This is a genomic window from Sphingomonas sp. PAMC 26617 (assembly GCF_000242835.1).
Taxonomy (GTDB): domain Bacteria; phylum Pseudomonadota; class Alphaproteobacteria; order Sphingomonadales; family Sphingomonadaceae; genus Sphingomonas.
This window is the reverse complement of sequence record NZ_JH594425.1, coordinates 997,678-1,011,896: the sequence shown is the minus strand read 5'-3', so window position 1 is coordinate 1,011,896 and position 14,219 is coordinate 997,678. Positions and strand designations below refer to the sequence as shown.

The window sequence follows — 14,219 nt, the reverse complement described above, 5'->3', positions numbered from 1 at the left end:
GGGTCCGTGACGGCTCCGCCCAGGAAGGCGTTCGCGCTCCGGCTCGACCCCGCGCTCCATGCGGCGGTCGAACGGCTGGCGGCGGGCGAATTGCGGAGCGTCAATGCGCAGGTCGAGTGCCTGCTGCGCGAGGCGCTCGCGCGGCGGGGGGTAAAGCTGGACGTGCCGAATCCGCCCCGTCGCGGGCGGCCACCCAAGGAGGATGACGATGGCTGATTCAGACGATGGCTATTGGTTTGCGCCCAAGGCGTTCGGGATCGGCGCGACCCCGGTGACATGGCAGGGCTGGGCGCTGACGCTCGGATTCGTGGCGCTTGCGGTGCTCGACATGACCCGGATGCCGAACCGCGTCGCGCGGATCGGTGTGCTGGTCGCGCTGTTGCTGCTGTTCGCGCTGGTGGCGATCCGCAAGACGCGTGGCGGCTGGAGCTGGCATTGGGGCGGGCGAGGGTAGGGGGACCATCCCAACCGTTCGGAGGCGAGCCTCGTGCGATTTACCCCAGCGCCGCATCCAGCAGCTTCGCCAGCCGCAGTCCGCCGCGCTCGACCTCGAGCCGCGCGACCGGAACCAGCGTCTCGATCGTCGCCTCGTCGAGCGTCACGCGTTCGGGGGTCGGCGCACACGGGTCCGCCATTACGCTGGCGTAGGTCGAGTCATGCGCGACCTGCCAGCTTTCGCGGCTCCAGTCGGTGACGTTGCCCGCCGTGATCCTCGCGCGCACCGCGGGCGCGTAGCGGTGCACCAGCCCCGGCCCCGACGTGATCGCGCGCTCGGCGAGCAGCCCGTCCCACACCGAATGGAGGTTGAGCCGCGGCGGGGCATAATGGTCGTACGACGCCTTGACGTCGTTGCCGCCCTTGTCGTCCTTTTCCCCCGCATGGAGCGGCTGGTGCAGGTCGCCGACGAAGTGGATCAGGAACACCAGCGCCTCGACGCGGTCCTTCGCCGGGGCACGACGGTCCTTGAGCGTTGCGACATCGCGCGTGATCTGCGCGGAGACGCAATTGCCGTCCTTGCACGCGTCGGTGAGCGAGAAGGGGCGGCAGATGCTGACGTCCTGGAAATGCCATGTGTAGGCATAGCCGAAGCCTGGCTTGCCGTCCGCGCCCTTGATCGGCTTGACGCAATCCGCCCAGGTGCTTGCCTCCGTCATCGTCCCCGCCTTGCAGGTCGGCGTATCGAGCAGCGCCTGTTGCTTGAGCAAGCGGCGGATCGCGATGCGGGTCTGCGGGCGGATGTTGGCCTCTGCGATCTGCGCGATCGTCTGATGGCCATATTCCCAATAGGCAGCGGCAGGCGCTGCGCTGCTCGCGGCGAACAGGGTGGCGGCAGCGACAAGCGCTGGGCGAACGCGACGGATACTGGTCATGAACCGCGCTTTAGGCGTCTGGCGGAATTGGCGAAAGCAGGAATGATGGCGGTTCGGATGCCGATCGCGGCCGCGACCTTCCGTCGCCGCCCGCCGCAGTCAACCGAACGGTCCGCGGTGGCGGTTCAGCGCGAACCCGCGACGGGGCCGGTCGATTCCCGCACCACCAGCTCGAACGGCAGCTCGCGTTGCTCCGCCGGCGCGTCCGCTTCAACCGGCGCAAGCAGCAGGTCCGCCGCCTGATACGCCATGTCGCGCGTCGGCTGGCGGATCGTGGTGAGGGGCGGCCAGACGAACCCCGCCATCTCGGTATCGTCGAACCCAGCGATCGAGAGCTGCTCGGGGACCTTCAGTCCGCGCCGATGCGCGGTGGTCAACGCCCCCGCCGCCATGTCGTCGCTCGACGCGAAGATCGCGGTCGGTGGCTCGGGCAGGTCGAGCAGCACCGCCGCCGCCGCTGCGCCCGAGGCGAAGTCGTAGCTTCCGTCCCGGACCAGCGCGGGGTCGAACGCAACGTCTTGCGTGCTCAGCGCGCGCGCATAGCCCCGCAGCCGCTGCGCGCTGGTCGCATAGCTCGGATGCCCCGCGATGAACCCGATCCGGCGATGCCCGAGCAAGAGGAGATGCGCGGTCATGACTGCGGCGGCGGCCTCATTGTCGATGAAGGTCGCGGGACCAAGCTCGGGGCCGCTCCCGGGCGAGACCCGCACGAACCGCACCCCGCGCCGCGCGAGCAGGTCTAGCACGTCGGGATTGTCCGACACCGGGGGCGTGAGGATCAGCCCGTCGACATGGGTTGCGTCGACCAGGCTTTCGAGTTCGTCGAGCAGGGTGGTGGCGTTGCGGTCATACGGCTGCGCGATCATCCGCACCCCGTCCTGCACGCAGCGGTCGCGGATTCCCGACTGCATTTCATAGACGTAATAGGGGCTGGGGTTGTCGCAGATCAGCGCGATCTGGAAGCTGCGCCGCCCGGCGAGCGAGCGCGCGGCGGTGCTCGGGCGGAACTTGAGGTCTGCCACCGCCGCCTGGACCCGCGCGCGGGTTTCCGCGCCGACATACCGTTCGTTGTTGAGCACGCGCGAGACGGTCTTGATCGACACGCCCGACACCCGCGACACGTCCTTGATCGTTACGCGCAATTCCTGTGCCCCCCGCGGCCACCCCCGGGCCTGCGCCCGGTGTGCCGCAGCGGGCGCGGAACGGCAACCTTCACGCCATGATATTGCGCCCGCGGTGGACCGTCGCGCTATGTCCGACGCGACCGGCGGAAGACTTCGCCTTGATCGTGTCGACCATGATCCAGTCGTTGCTGACGGTTGCAGGCGTCAGCGTCATCGCCATGTATCCGCGGCGACTGGTGTCGCACCATTTGAGCTCCGGGTTGGCCCGGACCAGCGCCGCTGCGACGATCTTGGGGTCGGTCCGGCTCGCCGCTTCATAGCCCGGCGACGTGACCGCATGCCCGGCAAACTCGACGCCGACGGGCTTACCGTCCTGCCCGAGATCATAGGCCCAGGCATTGTGGCTGTCGCCCGACAGCACGACGAGGTTCGCACCGAGGCCCTGCGCCTTGCGCAGGAAGCGTGCGCGCGCTGCGGGATAGCCGCCCCAATTGTCGTAATTGAACGGCAGCCCGACCTTCGCCGCTGCCACCCCTGCGAGCAGATAGCCGCGCGCGCGCTCCGGCGAATCGGGGGAGAGCCAGCTCATCGCCTCGGCCGGCATCACCGTCTGCCCCATGATCGTTCCGAAGCCGACCACCTGCCATTGCTGCCCCTGCTTCACCGACCCGGCCATCGCATGCGCGAGCCAGCTCTCCTGTTGCGACCCCATCATCGTGACACCGGGGTCCATCCACGCGCCGTCGCGGAACGCCTTCAGCGCGGCGGTCGGGTCGGTGGATGCAAACAAGAGTGCGACGTCGGGCTGTTTCGTCCGCGCAAGCAGCCGCGTCTCGGTGCGGAACAGCGTGGCGAGCGTGCCGATCTCATACGCCTTCCACGGCTCGTCGGAGACCGGCATCCACTCGCGATACGCCGTGATCGACGCGGCCCGCCGGGCATTCCAGTCGCCTTCGTTCGGCTGGTGGTTCTGCGCCCCGCCTTCCCAGCTGTCGTTCGACGATTCGTGATCGTCCCACTGGACGATCATCGGATGCCTGGCGTGGAGCGCCATCAGGTCCGGGTCGCTGCGGTAGCTGCCATAGCGCAGTCGGTAATCCGCGAGATGCAGCAGCTCGGTCGTGGGGAGGGGCACGCGCCCGGCGACCTGGTCCTTCACCGCGGGATAATCGCCCGTTTCATATTCGTAGAAATAGTCGCCGAGATGAATCGCGAGATCGATGTCGTCGCGCGCGGCGGCGTGCGCATAGGCGTTGAAATAGCCGTACGGCATGTTGGAGCAGGAGAAGGTGACGGTGCGGAAGCGCTCGACCGGGCCGACCGGGAGCGTCTTGGTCGTTCCGACCGGCGAGAATGTGCCATCGGGCGCGACGAAGCGGTAATGATAGCGCGTGCCGGGCTTGAGATTGTCGACCGTGATCTTGGCGGTGAAATCGCGCCACGCCCCGGTGATCTGCGCGCCGCCCGAAACGATGCGGGCGAAATCGGGCGTTTCCGCAATTTCGGCGCGCAGTTCGGCGGTGTCGCCGGTCGCGGGGACATAGCGGGTCCACAGCAGCATCGTGTCGCTGCCGGGCTCGCCGCTCGCGACCGAATGGGTGAAGCCGCGTGTCTGCGTGACGTTGGGGCTCTGCGCGAAGCCGGGCACCGCGAACGCGCCGAGGCCGAGCGACCCCGTCAGAAGGAGCGAGCGGCGGTCGATCTGGGCGGTCATCTTGAGGCTCCTGCTGATACAACGCCTCTCTTGCCGCGCGGATATGGCGTGTTCGTGACAGTACCGAAACCGCATGCTAGCGCCTGCGGGATGGAGCCAACCGTTCCCGTGCGTATCGGTCTGCCGCTCCGGCTTCTAGCCGCCGTGTTCGTGGTGTTCGCGCTGCTTGCGCTGCTGCGACCGATCGATCACGACGAAAGCCAGTATGTCGCCGCCGCGGTGCTGAGCGCGCACGGGTATCTGCCGTATCGCGATTACGCCTATCTGCAGACCCCGCTCCAGCCGTTGCTGTTCGCGCCGCTCGCCTGGGTCGCGGGGGCATGGGCGTGGCCGGTGTTGCGGCTGACCAATGTGGTGCTGGGGGCTGCCCTGGTCGGGTGCGTCTGGCGGGCGAGCCGCGAGGCGGGGGCGGGGCCGCGGATCGCGCTCTGGGCGGCGGCGCTGTTCGCGACGTGCGACGCCTTCCTGTTCAGCATCTCGACCGCACGTAACGACGCCTTGCCCGCCGCACTGCTCGGGGGCGCGCTGGTGCTGATCGTCCGCGCGGCTGCGGGACGTGGTGGCACGTTGGGCGGGGTGCTGACGGGGGCGCTGCTGGCCGGGGCGACGGCGGCGAAGATTTCCTATGCGCTGCCGGCGGTTGGTTATGGAATCTATGCGCTGTTCGATCGGCGGCATCGTCCCCTTGCCGTCCTTGCCGGGGCGTTGCCGATCGTGGCGCTGGTCGGCTGGACCTGGGCGCAGGCACCCGCCGGTTTCGTGTTCGGCACGCTCACCTTTCCCGCGCGCGCGCCGGCCGAATATTACCGCACGGCGCCGTGGAAATTGTCATGGTTGGCCAAGGCGGTCGATGCGTTGAAGTTCCTCGCACTCGGGCCGGCGCTGATCGCGCTGGTGCTTGCGGCGCGCGGGGGATGGCGGCGATTGCCGGTCATCGCCGTGATGGCGGCGGCGGGGCTTGTCGCAGCGGTGCTGCCGTTTCCAACCTGGCGACAATATCTGCTGCCGATGCTGCCGCCGCTGTTCGTATTGCTCGCGCTGGCGTGGCAGCAGCGGCCGCCGGCACGCTGGGTGCGGTCCGTGGCGGTGGTGTTCGGATGTGCAGGGCTTGCGCCGACGGTTGCCGGGTTGATCGTCGGTGAGGATGGCGGAACCGGGCGATTGCCGGTGCTGGCCGCGTTGCGCGACGGGCGGGCCGTGCGGGCAGCGCTTGACCGCGCGGGGGTGGCGGGACCGGTTGCCACGCTGTCGCCACAGTTTCTGGCTGCGACCGGGCGGTTGCCGGATCGGCGCTTTGCGACGGGGCCGTTCTATTTTCGCAGCCATGCGCTCGTCGCGCCGGGGGCGGAGGCGGGGTTGCACCTCGTCTCGGGGGATCGGTTGGATGCCCTGGGCAGGCTTCCCTCGCGCGCTTCGCCGGGGACGGTGAAACGGAGCGATACGGTGATGCCTGCCGCCATCCTCATCGGCGGCGAGGCCAAGTGGACCAGCGGAAACCCCGCGCTCGATGCCCGGCTCGAGCATTGGGCGATCGCGCATCACTATCGGCTGGAGCCGGTCGCGTCGCCGCGCTTCCGCCTCTATGTCAGGCAGCCCTGAGCAGCCGCCCCGCGCGCTTGGCGTCGACCAGACCCTGGTAATAGTCCATCAGCTCGATCGTATGCTCGCGGTCGCTGCGAACTTTCGTTGCCGCAACCAGCGCGGCGCGGCGCAGCACGCGCGGGTCGCGCGCGAACAGCCGGTGGATCGCGCTCGCCGCGCTCTGCGCGTCGCGCGCGGTGTAGAATTCGGACGACAGCGGATCGGCGACTTCCATGCACCCGCCGGTATCGGGGACGATCAGCGGCAAGCCGCCCGCCATCGCCTCGGACGCGACCAGCCCGAACGGCTCGGCTTCCGACCCGTGGATCAGCGCGTCGCAACTCGCGACGATCCGCGCGAGGCGTTCGCGGTCATAGACCGGGCGGAACATGCGGATGTGCGGCGATCCCGCGATCCGCGCCTCGATCTTGGCGCTTTCGACGCCATTGCCGAGCAGCATCAGCCCGACCGGAAGCTCCGACCCGGCGCGCTCGACCGCGTCGATCACCAGCCGCCAGCGTTTCTCGGGATGGTGTCGCCCGAGCCCGAGCAGCAGATGCCCGGTCGCCGGCAGGCCGCACTGCGCGAGCAATGCCGCGCGCAGCCGTTCGTCGCGCAGTTCGGGGGAGAAATGTCCGCGCTCGATCCCCAGCGGCATCGATACGTCGATTCGCACGCCCCGGTTCTTCAACCGCTTCTCGAGTGCCGGACCATTGGTGACGACCGCGTCGAAATGGACGAGGAAGCTGTCCATGTAGCGGCTGTACCAGTTGAACGCGCGCTCGATCCGCTCCTGCGGCGCGAGTCCCTCGAGCCAGCGGAGCGCATAGGCCGCCATATTGTCATTGTGCATGAAGAACGCCTTGACCGCATTCCCCTGCCATTTGCCGACGACCCACGGCAGCCGCCACGGCGATGACGTCTCGACCACGTCGGGCTGCAGCTGGTCGAGCAACCGGAGCACCGGCGCGCCATCCCAGAAGATTCCGTAATTGGCGTCGAGCGGGAGATGCCCGGTCTGGACGGTGATCACGCGCCCGCCACCGGGGCGTTCCTCGATGCCCGGTTCGCGCCCCGGCGCGATGACGATCAGCTCATGCCCGAGATCGGCCATGATCCCCATCTTGCGGTCGATATACGTCCGCACGCCACCGCCGGTCGGCGAGTAGAATTCGTTGACGTCGACGATCCGCATGCCGATCAACCGCCTTGAATAGGACCAAAACCGCTCAGGCCACGGAGATATTGGGCGTGAATGTCGACCGAGACAACACCCTCTGGCACGACGATCCGTCCCTGCGACACCTTGGGGCGCGAACGCCCGAGTTTGGTGTTGCTGGGGAAGCCGGCGCCGTCCGCCCAGAAGTTGAACTTGTTGCGGCCGTCGCGATTGTGCGTGAACAACAGCGCATAGGGGCCGGGTGCCGGCACCCGGATGCACAGCACCACCGGACCCGAGGGGGGCGTCGGCAGGCGGACGCGGCGGAAGAACTTGCCTTCCTTGATGAGGTCGCGGTCGTCCTTGAGGAAGTCCGCTTCGTTGGCGGGATACAGCTCGAGCTTGAGCTCGCCGGTCCGGTCCTTGAGCCCGTCGACCGTGACGCGGATTGCGGGGCCGCCGCTGCTGCACGCGGCCGCGTCGCTACCGATCGCCGCCTGTGCCGCGAACGCCGGGCCCGCCGCGACCATTATGCCCGCGAGTACCGTCGTCATCACCAGCTTCCGCACCATCGTCACGCTTTCCTAATCAGGTCGACCAGTCCGAACAGCGCGACCAGCACGACGTGGACGAGCAACGGCAAGGCTGCCGTCATCGCGAGCAACACGGACAGCTGCGCGTCCTGCCCGATCAATAGGGTGGCGAAGGTGGCGAAAAGAAGGTCCTTGTTCGGCACAAGCGGCAACCGCCCGACGATCATCCGCGCTGCCGAGAGCAACAGCCACATGCCAAGCGATACGGTCGGCAGCGCATAATGCCATGCGAACGCGAGCAACACCGACCCGGCGATCAGCCGCAGGCAGTGCACGCCGAAGATCCACCACAGCGAACGCCGCGGCAGCGAGAAAACCCGTTTGGAAAAGATGAGGAAAGGCAACGACATGCCGAACACGATCACCACCGACCAGATCGCGTTCTGCAACCCCCGCGGGGTCAGCAGGCCGATCCCGAGCGGCATGGCCACCGCGATCATCGCGAGCGTCATCATGTTCCCGGCGACGGCGGACAGGATGCTGACGTCCTTCACCGCGCCGAACGGTGCTGCCACCATCGACGCGCGCTGCCGCGCCCAGGCGTAGAAATATGTCTCGCCCGAATAGTTGAGCATGTCGTTGGCGATTCGCTTCTTGGCGAGCGCGACATAGCCCGCCGCCGGTATGCCCCACAGCCGCCGGAAAATGATGAAGTCGCCGGTTACTGGTGCCAGATAGAGGAGCGCGAAGAAGAGATAGAACAACGGATTGGTCGGCAGCGCCGACCAGAGGGTGTTGACCCCCATCGCGCGCAGCTTGAGCCCGAGCCAGCCGATCATCAGCAAGGTCACGGCGGCCCCGAGATAGGCTGGCCAACGGCGGCGGCGCGGGGCCATCGGTTCGAGACCGGCAAGATCCTGCGTGCCGGAAAGTCCGGGGAGCGATGGCGCGGGGAGAGGCGTGGGCGACGCTTGCGCCGCAGTCCCGATTCCCGGCCCGGTCGTCAGTTTGTTCACGTGGCGAGAGTGTCCGCTTATACGCCGATCGGGGGCGATCGAATGGCGCGCCTTACCCCGAACCGGTCGGCGCGGCAAATGTCGTGCGTCGCGCAGGTCACATGGTACGGCGACCGTAAAATGACGCGGCGAATGGAACGGCTGGGACACATTCGCGACATAGCTTAGTTACACACGTCGATCATGCTCAGCCCACGTCCACCCGCCGCCCATATCCTCGCTTATGCGCAGACGCTGGACGGCGGGGGCGTGGAGAAGACGTTGCTGCGGCTGGCGGGAAGCTGGGCGCAGTTGGGACGGCGGGTGACGCTGATCGTCGGCGATGTCGCGGGGCCGCTCGCGCGGGACCTTCCGGACGGCGTCGAGGTCCGCCAGGTCGGGACCAAGACGATGTTGGGGATGAGCGCGATCGCCGCCCAAACCGAAGCGGTTGCGCCCGACGTCCTGTTCTGCCCGGGGAATCATTACACCGCGCTTGCCGCCTGGACGCGGCTGCGGCTCGGGTTCCGCTGCCCGCCGATCGTCGCGAAGATCTCGAATGCGCTGGTCCGGCGCGACCAGAACGCCGCGGTGGCCGCGACGTACCGCGAATGGTTGCGCTGGCATCCGCGATTCGTCGACCGGTTGGTCGCAATGAGTCCGGCGATGGCGGAGGAAGCATGCCGGATGATGGGGGTGCCCCAGGCGATGGTGAGCGTCATTCCCAACCCGCCGCCGCGCCCGGCCCCCGGGACGGCTTCGCCGCTCGTGCCCAACGGCCGTTTCCTGGTCGGGGTTGGGCGGCTCGCGCCGCAGAAGCGCTGGGATCGCTTGATCGACGCCTTTGCGGACATCGACGCCCGCGATGTTTCGCTGATGATCCTGGGCGAGGGCGCCGAACGCGCGACGATCGAATCGCAAGTCGCGGCTTATGGTCTGGGAGACCGGGTGCGGTTGCCCGGGCACGTCGATGACCCGACTCCGACGATCGCGCGGGCGACCGCGCTCGCACTCGTGTCCGATTTCGAGGGCGTTCCCGGCGTGCTGCGCGAGTCGCTCGCGGTCGGGACGCCGGTGGTCGCAACCGACTCCAGCGTCGCGGTGCGCGAGATCGTGACGAGCGCGGCGGTCGGCAGCGTGGTCGCTCCGGGGGATGCGGCCGGACTGGTCGCAGCCCTCGAGCATTGGCTTGCGCCCGGACGTTCCCGTCCGAACCCGATCCCGCAACCGGGGGAGGATGCCGCGACCGCCTATCTCGATCTGTTCGACGAAACGGTGCTGGAACACCGCTTCAAGCGCGGGTTCAGGCCGACGGCCTGACCCGGTCGGGGTGCGCGTCCGCGAAGGCCGGAAGCGCTGCCGCTGCGGCATTCGCCGCCACCAGCCGGGGAAAGCGATCCAGCGGAACCGCGAAGCGGCGCGCGTTGTAGAGTTGCGGAACGAGGCAGACGTCGGCCAGATTGGGCGACTCGCCGCCCAGAAACGGTCCCGCGGCCGTAGCGCGCATTGCCTCGAGCGCGGTGAGGCCCGTTTCGACCCAATGACGATACCATGCTTCTCGCGCGGCGGGATCGGCACCGAATTGGTCGGTTAGCCGGTTGAGGACCCGCAGATTGGTGATCGGATGGAGGTCCGCGACGACCGACAGCGCCGTCGCCAATATTTGCGCACGGGACAGCGGATCGGCGGGCAGCATCGCGGGTGTCGGATAGGCGGCGTCGAGATAGTCGATGATGGCAAGGCTTTGCGTCAGCACGACCCCGCCGATATCGAGCGCGGGAACGAGCCCCTGCGGATTGCGGGCGAGATGCTCGGCGGACCTTTGCGCGCCGCTGGTCAGGTCGATCGCGACGCTGTGATAGGCGATCCGCTTGAGATTCAGCACGATCCTGACGGGATACGCCGCCGACGAGCGCCAGTAATCGTACAGGACCGGCGTCATGCCGCGTCCGCTTGCTCTTCCGCCTCCGAGCTGCGCTCGAGCGCGACCTTGATCATCGCGGTAAGCGGATCGGCGAGGGTCAGCCCGAGCAGCCCGAACAGCGTGCCCGCGAGGATCTGCGACGACAAGGTCAGCGCGGGTGGCAAGTCGACCGTCTTCTTGGCAACCATCGGGATCACGACATAACCGTCGACCGCCTGGATGAAGATATAGATGCCGATCGCCCAGAAGCCGGTCTGCGTCCCGGCGCTGAACCCGACCGCGATCATCAGGACGCCGCTGGTGATCGCGCCGATGTTGGGGATGAACGCGAGCAGGCCGGTGATGATGCCCAGCACCAGCGCCATCGGCACGCCGGCGAACGCCAGTGCGACGCCGGTCATCGCGCCTTCCAGCGCCATACCGAACAGGCGACCGGCGAGCAGGCGGCGCATCGTCTTTGCCATCTCGTCGATCGTCCCGGCGAACCGCGGACGCGCCTCGCGCGGGATCATCCACTCGAGACCGCGACCGTAAAGGCGCGGCTCCATCGCGACGAACAGGCCGATGACCAGCACCATGACGAGGCTGGCGAACGCGCTGAACGCGATCCCGACATACCCCGTCAGCTTGCCGAACGACCCGAGGGCCTGCTGCAACATGCCGTTGATGTCGGGCTGTTGCGGCATGATTCCCTTATTCGTGGCCCAGGCCGCAAGGCGCGACGCCTGGCTGATCAGCGTCTGCTGCAGTTGCGCGAACTGCGCGGTGACCTGAACGCCGGTCAACCACACCAGACCGACGAGGAACAGCACGGTCAGCAAAACCACGATCAGCAGCCGCCACGATCGCCCGATCGGCAGCACGCGGCCGAGCAGCCGGACGCCACCGTCGAGCATCGAGGCGAACACCAGCCCACCGAAGATGATCAGCAGCGGATGGATCAGCAACACCAGCAGCGCGATTGCGCTGGCCAGCCCCAGCCACACCGTCGCGCGAGTCAGTTCCTTGCGGACGAACGGGTCGCGGAGCTCGTTGGGGGCGGGTTCGCGGACCAGTTCGGCGCTTTGGGACTCACTCATTTACTACGGCTCGCATGCAAGGAGGTGCCAGCGCGTCCACCACGGAACGACTGACCCCAGGTCAGGGGATTCCAGGAACCAAGCCCGGTCTTCGAGAAAGTGATGAACTCCGCGCGCCCGCCGAGATATTCCCACGGCACGGGACCACCGAGGCCCTGTTCGGACAGCGGGAAACGGCTGTCGGCGCTGCGATCGCGATTGTCGCCCATCAGGAACACGTGGTTCGCGGGGATCGTGACCGCAGGATAATTGTCGCCCGGATAGCTGCCGAGGTCGACCGTATCGTAATGCCGGCCGTTCGGAAGCGTCTCGGTCACCAGCGGCAGGCGGCAGACGCTCTTGCCGTTTGCGGCAGTGTGGAGCGCGTTGTCATACTGGCTCGGGTCGCACGTCACGCCCGCTTCGGGGGAGGGAAGCGGCGCATTGCCGTAATTGGGGATATCGACATAATGCAGCGGGCCGCGCTTCACCGGCACGCCGTTGAGGATGACGGTGCCGTCGCGCACTTCGAGCCGGTCGCCTGGGAGCCCGATCAGTCGCTTGATGTAATCGGTCTTGGTCCCCGGCGGCGTGACGATGACGACGTCGCCGCGCTCGGGCAGTTGACCGAGCAGACGGCCGGGAATGAACGGCAACAGGTGGAAGGTCGGCGAGACGAACGACCAGCCGTAGGGAAACTTGCTGACGACAAGCTGATCGCCGACGAGCAACCCTGGGAGCATCGATTCGGACGGAATGTAGAACGGCTTGGCGATGAAGCTGTGGAAGCCCAGCACCGCGAGGATCAGCCAGAAGATGCCGCGGATTTCCGATGCCCAGTCGGTGCCGGGCTTCTTGGTCTGCTTGCCGCCGGGAGTGGCGCGGAGATCCTCGGCGCCTGCGCGTGGCTTGGTTTCGTCGGCGCTCAGGGCCAGTTCCTCGCTCATGTTTCGTCCCTTGGCACCGCTTCGATAATCACGAACGCCTGCGCCCAGGGATGATCGTCGGTCATCGTCAAATGTACGCGCGCGACGTGGCCGTCGGGCGTCAGCGCGTCAAGCCTCGCCTGCGCCCCGCCCTGCAAGTGCAAGGTCGGCGCGCCGGAGGAAGCGTTGACGACGCCGATATCCTTCATGAACACCCCGCGCTTGAAGCCGGTTCCGACCGCCTTGGAAAAGGCTTCCTTCGCCGCGAAGCGCTTGGCGAGCGTGCCCGCCTTGGTGAACGGTCGGCGATCGCCCTTGGCACGCTCGACCGGGGTGAACACGCGCTGTTCGAAGCGCTCGCCGAAGCGATCGAGCGACGCCTGGATCCGCTCGATGTTGCACAGGTCCGAGCCTAGACCGATGATCATCTTACTCCTTCTCCCCGGGGGAAGAGGGAGAATGTGGCGCGCTTCATCGCGCCGCGTCCATCGCGTCCCGCATCGCGCGGACCGCGTTGCCGAGCCCGACGAAGATCGCGTCGGCGATCAGGCTGTGCCCGATGTTGAGTTCGCGGATCTGCGGAATCGCGGCGATCGGCGCGACGTTGGCGAGGGTCAGGCCGTGGCCGGCATGGACCTCGATCCCGTTCTTGACCGCGAGCGCCGCGGCTTCGGCGATGCGACGCAGTTCGACGGCCTGCGCCTCGCCCTCCAGGTCGCAATAGCGGCCGGTGTGGAGTTCCACGACCGGCGCGCCGAGCCGGAGCGCTGCGTCGATCTGCGCTGCGCTTGGTTCGACGAACAGCGAGACGCGGATCCCGGCAGCGCCCAGTTGCGCGACCAGCGGTTGCAGCATCGCGAACTGCCCCGCCGCGTCTAGCCCGCCCTCGGTGGTGCGTTCCTCGCGCTTCTCGGGGACGATGCACGCCGCGTGCGGGCGATGCCGCAGCGCGATCGCGAGCATCTCTGCGGTCGCGGCCATTTCGAAATTGAGCGGAATCGTCAATTCGGAGGAGAGGCGCGCGATATCGTCGTCGGTGATGTGCCGGCGGTCTTCGCGCAGATGCGCGGTAATGCCGTCCGCACCCGATTCGGCCGCGAGCAACGCGGCGCGGACCGGATCGGGATAGCCGCTGCCGCGCGCGTTGCGGACGGTCGCGACGTGATCGATGTTGACCCCGAGGCGGAGCCGACTCTCGTCGCCGAGGCGGAGCGTGTCGGTCATGCCGCGCGGCTGCCGGGCTTGATCGCGGGGATCGCCGCAAGTTCGGGCGGAAGCGCATCGGCTTTGTAGGTCGGTACGTCGAGCCGGATCAGCGGGTAGAAGGGCACGCCGAGATCGGCGGTGCCGTTCGACCGGTCGACCAGCGCGCCTGCCGCGACCGTCTCGCCGCCCGCCCGCGCGATCGCGGCGATCGCCTCGCGCGACGACAGGCCGGTGGTGACGACGTCCTCCATCATGAACACCCGGGTGCCAGGTTCCAGCCGGAAACCGCGGCGCAGCTCGAACGTGCCGTCGGGCCGTTCGAGGAACATCGCGGGCACGCCGAGCGCGCGGCCTATCTCATGCCCCGCGATCACCCCGCCCATCGCGGGCGACACGACCGCGGCGATGCTGGCGCGAACGTCCGCCGGGAGCCGCGCGACCAGCGCCTCCGCCAGCCGCGCGCCGCGCGCCGGGTCCATCAGGACGCGCGCGCACTGCAGGTAGCGCGACGATCGAAGGCCCGACGACAAGATGAAATGCCCTTCGAGCAATGCCTCGGCAGCGCGGAATTCGGCGAGAACGTCGTCTTCGGTCATTGCTTGCGTCCAGTGATTGCGCCGGGGATTTCT

The 14,219-nt window shown here is 67.8% G+C and carries 16 protein-coding genes; 4 read left to right on the top strand and 12 right to left on the bottom strand.

Features of this window, described 5'->3' with window-relative positions; translation table 11 throughout:
* The first annotated feature begins 6 nt into the window (after positions 1 to 6).
* Both RH91_RS04275 and RH91_RS04270 read left to right on the top strand, forming a co-directional pair.
* Complete coding sequence (locus RH91_RS04275) at positions 7 to 216, top strand: toxin-antitoxin system HicB family antitoxin (RefSeq protein ID WP_010161325.1); 210 nt, start codon at positions 7 to 9, stop codon at positions 214 to 216.
* A complete protein-coding gene (locus RH91_RS04270; RefSeq protein ID WP_037478527.1) occupies positions 209 to 454 on the top strand; it encodes a hypothetical protein in 246 nt (81 codons plus the stop codon). Before RH91_RS04275 ends, RH91_RS04270 begins: the two co-directional genes overlap by 8 nt.
* Before the next feature lie 40 nt (positions 455 to 494).
* Here RH91_RS04270 and RH91_RS04265 read toward each other — a convergent pair whose 3' ends face one another.
* The 3 genes from RH91_RS04265 to RH91_RS04255 form a co-directional block, all read right to left on the bottom strand.
* Positions 495 to 1,370 (bottom strand): S1/P1 nuclease, encoded by an 876-nt coding sequence (locus RH91_RS04265; RefSeq protein ID WP_010161323.1) that lies wholly within the window; start codon positions 1,368 to 1,370, stop codon positions 495 to 497.
* 125 nt (positions 1,371 to 1,495) lie between these two features.
* On the bottom strand, positions 1,496 to 2,512 hold the full coding sequence (locus RH91_RS04260; RefSeq protein ID WP_029623595.1) for a LacI family DNA-binding transcriptional regulator: 1,017 nt from the start codon (positions 2,510 to 2,512) through the stop codon (positions 1,496 to 1,498).
* Between the two features lie 70 nt (positions 2,513 to 2,582).
* Positions 2,583 to 4,208 (bottom strand): alkaline phosphatase D family protein, encoded by a 1,626-nt coding sequence (locus RH91_RS04255; protein ID WP_010161321.1) that lies wholly within the window; start codon positions 4,206 to 4,208, stop codon positions 2,583 to 2,585.
* Positions 4,209 to 4,316: 108 nt separating this feature from the next.
* On the opposite strand from RH91_RS04255, the gene RH91_RS04250 reads away from it, so the two are divergent.
* Positions 4,317 to 5,807 carry an ArnT family glycosyltransferase gene (locus RH91_RS04250; protein WP_157136849.1) on the top strand — a complete coding sequence of 497 codons (1,491 nt, stop codon included), beginning with the start codon at positions 4,317 to 4,319 and terminating at the stop codon, positions 5,805 to 5,807.
* On the opposite strand, the gene RH91_RS04245 is transcribed toward RH91_RS04250, so the two are convergent.
* From RH91_RS04245 to RH91_RS04235, 3 genes are read right to left on the bottom strand one after another with little or no spacing between them, the layout of a single operon-like run.
* Positions 5,794 to 6,984: a glycosyltransferase gene (locus RH91_RS04245; protein ID WP_010161319.1), complete on the bottom strand. Its 1,191-nt coding sequence runs from the start codon at positions 6,982 to 6,984 to the stop codon at positions 5,794 to 5,796. The genes RH91_RS04250 and RH91_RS04245 overlap by 14 nt on opposite strands.
* Positions 6,985 to 6,989: 5 nt before the next feature.
* The gene (locus RH91_RS04240) at positions 6,990 to 7,520 is read right to left on the bottom strand and encodes a DUF2141 domain-containing protein (protein ID WP_442852538.1); all 531 of its coding nucleotides are present in this window, start codon (positions 7,518 to 7,520) and stop codon (positions 6,990 to 6,992) included.
* 2 nt (positions 7,521 to 7,522) lie between these two features.
* Entirely contained in the window at positions 7,523 to 8,497 is a 975-nt protein-coding gene (locus tag RH91_RS04235; RefSeq protein WP_010161316.1) for a hypothetical protein, read from the bottom strand.
* Between the two features lie 183 nt (positions 8,498 to 8,680).
* Between RH91_RS04235 and RH91_RS04230 the strand changes: the two genes are divergently transcribed.
* Entirely contained in the window at positions 8,681 to 9,796 is a 1,116-nt protein-coding gene (locus tag RH91_RS04230) for a glycosyltransferase (protein WP_010161315.1), read from the top strand.
* On the opposite strand, the gene maiA is transcribed toward RH91_RS04230, so the two are convergent.
* From maiA to pyrE, 6 genes are read right to left on the bottom strand one after another with little or no spacing between them, the layout of a single operon-like run.
* Positions 9,780 to 10,418, bottom strand: a complete 639-nt coding sequence (gene maiA / locus RH91_RS04225; protein ID WP_010161314.1) for a maleylacetoacetate isomerase — start codon at positions 10,416 to 10,418, stop codon at positions 9,780 to 9,782. The genes RH91_RS04230 and maiA overlap by 17 nt on opposite strands.
* Positions 10,415 to 11,479, bottom strand: coding sequence for an AI-2E family transporter (locus RH91_RS04220; RefSeq protein ID WP_010161313.1), 1,065 nt, complete (start codon positions 11,477 to 11,479; stop codon positions 10,415 to 10,417). Before RH91_RS04220 ends, maiA begins: the two co-directional genes overlap by 4 nt.
* Positions 11,476 to 12,405, bottom strand: a complete 930-nt coding sequence (lepB, locus tag RH91_RS04215; RefSeq protein ID WP_010161312.1) for a signal peptidase I — start codon at positions 12,403 to 12,405, stop codon at positions 11,476 to 11,478. Before lepB ends, RH91_RS04220 begins: the two co-directional genes overlap by 4 nt.
* Entirely contained in the window at positions 12,402 to 12,812 is a 411-nt protein-coding gene (gene acpS / locus RH91_RS04210; protein WP_010161311.1) for a holo-ACP synthase, read from the bottom strand. The genes lepB and acpS overlap by 4 nt, the downstream gene beginning before the upstream one ends.
* Before the next feature lie 43 nt (positions 12,813 to 12,855).
* A complete protein-coding gene (locus RH91_RS04205; RefSeq protein WP_010161310.1) occupies positions 12,856 to 13,608 on the bottom strand; it encodes a pyridoxine 5'-phosphate synthase in 753 nt (250 codons plus the stop codon).
* A complete protein-coding gene (gene pyrE / locus RH91_RS04200; protein ID WP_010161309.1) occupies positions 13,605 to 14,186 on the bottom strand; it encodes an orotate phosphoribosyltransferase in 582 nt (193 codons plus the stop codon). Before pyrE ends, RH91_RS04205 begins: the two co-directional genes overlap by 4 nt.
* Positions 14,187 to 14,219 lie beyond the last annotated feature (33 nt).

Coding starts and splice junctions, on each gene's coding strand:
- RH91_RS04270 (WP_037478527.1), top strand. CDS start 209: ATGGCTGATTCAGACGATGGCTATTGGTTTGCGCCCAAGGCGTTCGGG.
- RH91_RS04265 (WP_010161323.1), bottom strand. CDS start 1,370: ATGACCAGTATCCGTCGCGTTCGCCCAGCGCTTGTCGCTGCCGCCACC.
- RH91_RS04255 (WP_010161321.1), bottom strand. CDS start 4,208: ATGACCGCCCAGATCGACCGCCGCTCGCTCCTTCTGACGGGGTCGCTC.
- RH91_RS04245 (WP_010161319.1), bottom strand. CDS start 6,984: ATGCGGATCGTCGACGTCAACGAATTCTACTCGCCGACCGGCGGTGGC.
- RH91_RS04240 (WP_442852538.1), bottom strand. CDS start 7,520: ATGGTGCGGAAGCTGGTGATGACGACGGTACTCGCGGGCATAATGGTC.
- RH91_RS04230 (WP_010161315.1), top strand. CDS start 8,681: ATGCTCAGCCCACGTCCACCCGCCGCCCATATCCTCGCTTATGCGCAG.
- maiA (WP_010161314.1), bottom strand. CDS start 10,418: ATGACGCCGGTCCTGTACGATTACTGGCGCTCGTCGGCGGCGTATCCC.
- RH91_RS04220 (WP_010161313.1), bottom strand. CDS start 11,479: ATGAGTGAGTCCCAAAGCGCCGAACTGGTCCGCGAACCCGCCCCCAAC.
- lepB (WP_010161312.1), bottom strand. CDS start 12,405: ATGAGCGAGGAACTGGCCCTGAGCGCCGACGAAACCAAGCCACGCGCA.
- acpS (WP_010161311.1), bottom strand. CDS start 12,812: ATGATCATCGGTCTAGGCTCGGACCTGTGCAACATCGAGCGGATCCAG.
- RH91_RS04205 (WP_010161310.1), bottom strand. CDS start 13,608: ATGACCGACACGCTCCGCCTCGGCGACGAGAGTCGGCTCCGCCTCGGG.
- pyrE (WP_010161309.1), bottom strand. CDS start 14,186: ATGACCGAAGACGACGTTCTCGCCGAATTCCGCGCTGCCGAGGCATTG.